The organism is Streptococcus sp. HMSC064D12 (assembly GCF_001837205.1).
GTDB lineage: Bacteria > Bacillota > Bacilli > Lactobacillales > Streptococcaceae > Streptococcus > Streptococcus salivarius_D.
In genome coordinates, this window is sequence record NZ_KV831772.1 from 2,064 (window position 1) to 6,542 (window position 4,479).

General features: G+C 38.3%; 5 protein-coding genes and 1 pseudogene. 5 read left to right on the plus strand and 1 reads right to left on the minus strand.

Translation table 11 applies throughout. The features are described 5' to 3' along the window. Positions 1–337, minus strand: a 337-nt coding sequence (locus HMPREF2697_RS09855) for an ATP-binding cassette domain-containing protein (RefSeq protein WP_142350101.1), incomplete at its 3' end; no start/stop codon positions are given. A gap of 284 nt (positions 338–621) precedes the next feature. Here HMPREF2697_RS09855 and yycF point away from each other — a divergent pair. The 5 genes and pseudogenes from yycF to HMPREF2697_RS10295 all read left to right on the plus strand — a co-directional run. Then, positions 622–1,329: a response regulator YycF gene (gene yycF / locus HMPREF2697_RS09860; RefSeq protein ID WP_002884978.1), complete on the plus strand. Its 708-nt coding sequence runs from the start codon at positions 622–624 to the stop codon at positions 1,327–1,329. Beyond that, positions 1,322–2,662, plus strand: coding sequence for a cell wall metabolism sensor histidine kinase VicK (gene vicK, locus HMPREF2697_RS09865; RefSeq protein ID WP_002885062.1), 1,341 nt, complete (start codon positions 1,322–1,324; stop codon positions 2,660–2,662). Before yycF ends, vicK begins: the two co-directional genes overlap by 8 nt. 5 nt (positions 2,663–2,667) lie before the next feature. Then, a complete protein-coding gene (locus HMPREF2697_RS09870) occupies positions 2,668–3,480 on the plus strand; it encodes an MBL fold metallo-hydrolase (protein ID WP_070850549.1) in 813 nt (270 codons plus the stop codon). A 58-nt stretch (positions 3,481–3,538) separates the two neighbouring features. Then, positions 3,539–3,898, plus strand: coding sequence for a YbaN family protein (locus HMPREF2697_RS09875; RefSeq protein WP_004182609.1), 360 nt, complete (start codon positions 3,539–3,541; stop codon positions 3,896–3,898). 171 nt (positions 3,899–4,069) lie between these two features. Continuing rightward, positions 4,070–4,347: pseudogene (locus tag HMPREF2697_RS10295) on the plus strand (ISL3 family transposase); the annotation flags it as partial. Positions 4,348–4,479: the final 132 nt, after the last annotated feature.

The window sequence follows — 4,479 nt, forward strand, 5'->3', positions numbered from 1 at the left end:
TACTGATTCCAAGAACCTTGATAGGTGCCAAGGTAACATTTTCAAGAACGGTTTTGTGCGGGTAGAGGTTAAAGTGTTGGAATACCATACCCGCTTCCTTACGAAGCTCAACCAAGTCTTTGGCAGAAGCTTCCGTCACATTATGTCCGTTAACGATAAGCGTACCGTTATCGATGGATTCCAAGGCATTGATTGTACGGATAAGGGTAGATTTCCCTGATCCAGAAGGGCCCAAGAGAACCACAACTTGTCCTTTTTCAATTTCTAGATTGATGTCACGAAGTGCATGATAATCTCCGTAATATTTATTGACATTTTTAAATTCAATAAGTGCCATAAGAGCCTCCTAAAATTTTACATTAATATATGTAACAACAAGAGTGTATTTTACTATAGATATAGGAAAATGTCAAAAATGTTTGAAAATTCAATCATAATGTTCGCCTTTTAACCGATTACACATTGCAAAGGTATCTCAAAAAAGAAGGAAAGCTTGTATATCAGCTCAATATCTATAGTAGAAACTTGGTCCTTAACCTATTTTTTGGTATAATATGTTTGATACGTAAAGTTTTCTACTTTACAAATTGAATGACTTAAGAAAACCGATGAGGTGTTTATATGAAAAAAATTCTAGTTGTTGATGATGAAAGACCGATTTCGGATATCATCAAGTTTAATCTAACTAAAGAAGGTTATGAAGTGGTTACAGCCTTTGATGGTCGTGAAGCTTTGGAGCAGTTTGAAGCTGAAAAGCCAGACTTGGTCATCCTGGACTTGATGTTGCCTGAACTAGATGGTTTAGAAGTTGCTAAGGAAATTCGAAAGACAAGTCACACACCGATTATCATGCTTTCCGCTAAGGATAGCGAGTTTGATAAGGTTATCGGGCTAGAAATTGGGGCGGACGACTATGTGACGAAACCATTTTCTAATCGTGAATTGTTGGCACGTATCAAAGCTCACTTGCGTCGTACAGAGACTATTGAAACAGCAGCAGAAGAAAGCTCTAACTCTGGTAAGCAGGAGATTTCAATTGGTGAGTTGATTATTGTTCCAGATGCGTTTGTTGCTAAAAAACGTGGAAATGAAGTCGAGCTCACACACCGTGAATTTGAGTTGCTTTTCCATCTGGCAACTCACATGGGACAAGTGATGACGCGTGAGCATTTACTTGAAACTGTTTGGGGTTATGACTATTTTGGTGATGTTCGTACGGTTGACGTAACCATTCGTCGTCTCCGTGAAAAAATTGAAGATACACCTAGTCGTCCTGAATATATTTTGACGCGTCGTGGTGTTGGTTATTATATGAAGAATTATGACTAGTATTGGCTTAAACATCACAAGCTTTGAACTAGCCTTACTCTTTACGCTCCTCTTTGTGGCTTTCTACTTTATTTTTCTTGCATATCGTGATTATCGACGAGTCAAAAATATTCGAAAGTTGACCAAGAGGGTCAAGTCCTTAATGGCAGGTAACTATAACGAGGAGTTACGCTTAAAGGGTGATCCAGAGCTTTTAGAGCTAGCTGACAGCTTGAATGATTTATCGGATGTCTTTCGTTTGACGCATGAAAATCTAGCCCAGGAAAAAAACCGCTTATCATCAGTCCTTTCTTACATGAGTGATGGGGTTATTGCGACAAATCGTCGTGGTCAAATTACCATGATTAATAGCACAGCTCAGCGTTTGTTGAATCTAGATTATGAAACAGCGACACAGATGTCCATTTTAGATTTATTAGATGGCGAAAATCCCTATACTTATAGTGAATTGCTCTCTAAGACTCCTGAAATTCATTTGTCACGTCGAGATGCCAACGATGAGTTTGTGACCTTACGTGTTAATTTTGCCCTTATTCGTAAAGAATCAGGTTTTATCTCAGGTCTGGTTGCTGTTCTTCACGATGCCACTGAGCAGGAAAAAGAAGAGCGTGAACGTCGACTTTTCGTCTCGAACGTTAGTCATGAGTTGCGTACACCTTTGACTTCTGTAAAATCCTATCTGGAGGCACTTGATGATGGAGCTCTCGATGAAGAGATTGCCCCTAACTTTATCAAAGTTTCTTTGGATGAGACCAATCGTATGATGCGAATGATTTCTGACCTCTTGGCACTGTCACGTATTGACAATAAGAGTACCCAACTTGACGTTGAGATGACCAATTTCACGGCCTTCATGACCTATATCTTGAATCGTTTTGATCAGATTAAGAGTCAAGAAACCAATACAGGTAAAACTTACGAAATTATTCGAGATTATCCGGTAAACTCAATTTGGGTAGAGATTGATACAGATAAGATGACCCAGGTCGTGGATAATATTCTTAATAATGCCATCAAGTATTCGCCTGATGGTGGTAAGATTACAGTGTCTATGAAGACAACTGACTCACAGTTGATCGTTTCTATTTCTGACCAAGGTTTGGGTATTCCTAAGAAAGATTTGCCTTTGATTTTCGACCGTTTTTACCGTGTTGATAAGGCAAGAAGTCGTGCCCAGGGTGGAACTGGTCTTGGCTTGTCCATTGCAAAAGAAATTATTAAACAACATAAGGGCTTTATTTGGGCTAAGAGTGAGTATGGTAAAGGTTCAACTTTTACAATTGTGCTTCCATATGACAAGGATGCCATGATGGTTGATGAATGGGAGATGTAGTAAAAATGACCTCAGATTTAGGGTTTAAATATAGTATTTTGGCTTCAGGGTCAACTGGTAATTCCTTTTACTTGGAAACTCCAGAGAAGAAGATTCTTGTAGATGCTGGTTTGTCTGGTAAGAAAATCACAAGTTTGCTAGCTGAGATTGATCGTGATCCGAGTGATTTGGATGCAATCTTAGTAACGCATGAACACAAGGATCACATCCATGGTGTAGGCGTTTTAGCTCGTAAATATGGCATGGATATATACGCCAACGAGAGAACCTGGCAGATTATGGATAGTAAAAATATGCTTGGCAAGATTGATAATAGCCAGAAACATGTTTTTTCTCGTGATAAGCTTCTGACCTTTGGAGACATTGATATTGAGTCTTTTGGAGTTAGTCACGATGCTATTGATCCACAGTTCTATCGCTTTATGAAAGATGGAAAGAGTTTCGTCATGTTGACGGATACGGGTTATGTTTCTGATCGTATGGCAGGTATTATTGAAAATGCCGATGGCTATCTGATTGAGTCCAATCATGATATTGAAATCCTTAGAGCAGGTTCATATCCTTGGTCAACCAAGCAACGTATCCTCTCTGATCAAGGTCACTTGTGTAATGAAGATGGAGCGGATGCTATGATTCGTACCATCGGTAATAAAACTAAAAAGATCTACTTGGGTCACCTTTCTAAAGAAAATAATATCAAGGAGTTGGCCCACATGACGATGGAAAATCAGTTGGCACGTGCTGACTTTGGTGTTGGAACTGACTTTAAAGTTTATGATACCTCACCGGACACAGCGACTCCACTGACAGACATTTAAAAATAGCAGAAGAGCTGCACTAATGCGTTTAGTGCAGCTTTTTAAAAGGAATGTATTTATGAAAGTAATTTATCTCTCTTTAGGGTTTGTCTCGCTCGGTTTGGGAATTCTTGGGATTCCTCTTCCTATCTTACCCACAACACCTTTTCTACTTTTAGCCATTGCTTGCTTTGCTAGAAGTTCCAAACGTTTTGAGAAATGGTTATATCATACTAAGCTGTATCAAAGTTATGTAGCCGATTTTCGAGAAAACAAATCGATTGCCAAGGAACGAAAGAAAAAAATTATTATCCAAATCTATGTTCTGATGGGAATTTCAATCTTTTTTGCTCCAATTATTTGGGTGAAAATTGGGCTCTTTTGCCTGACAGTCTTTATCACTTATTATCTCTTTAAGGTTATTCCTGATAAAGACTAAGCTATCATCAAAAAATGAGACTTCCAAGATGGAAGATACAAAAATTAATTAGCACTATAATTTCTGTAGTGGGTTGAACTATTGCAGAGATTATAGTGCTTTTTGAGTGTACACAAAAAGTCCCATAAGAACTATAATGAAAAGCGACCAAACCATCATTAGGAGGAACTTATGAGACTTATTAAGAATACTACAGAATTAATCGGAATTTAAAGAACCTAACATCATTATTTCTCTTGTTTTTGAAACTGATACTCACATCGAGATTCGTGCAAAACTTAATTGCCTTGCACCACTTTATTATCATTACCAAGGAAAGATGAGAAAATATGACTTTCAAAGCCCTTCCTAAACTCTTCTCGAACAAGTTGGGACTCCAACACTACTACGGTCTTAAGGAACGCTGTTCCCAGTGTAAAGGATGTAAGAGAGTAACTGTAGCAGAGACATTCAGTTGAAGAGCAAACCACCCGCAAGATGATCTACCCTTAAAAAAGTTAGACAGAAAATGGCTCTTTGGCAAAATGATGAAATAATTTTGCCAATGTTTTTTATCTTACGAAAACCACTAGCTGTGCTAG

Excerpts from the sequence above, each read along its gene's own strand:
- yycF (WP_002884978.1), top strand. The coding sequence starts at position 622 with ATGAAAAAAATTCTAGTTGTTGATGATGAAAGACCGATTTCGGATATC.
- vicK (WP_002885062.1), top strand. The coding sequence starts at position 1,322 with ATGACTAGTATTGGCTTAAACATCACAAGCTTTGAACTAGCCTTACTC.
- HMPREF2697_RS09870 (WP_070850549.1), top strand. The coding sequence starts at position 2,668 with ATGACCTCAGATTTAGGGTTTAAATATAGTATTTTGGCTTCAGGGTCA.
- HMPREF2697_RS09875 (WP_004182609.1), top strand. The coding sequence starts at position 3,539 with ATGAAAGTAATTTATCTCTCTTTAGGGTTTGTCTCGCTCGGTTTGGGA.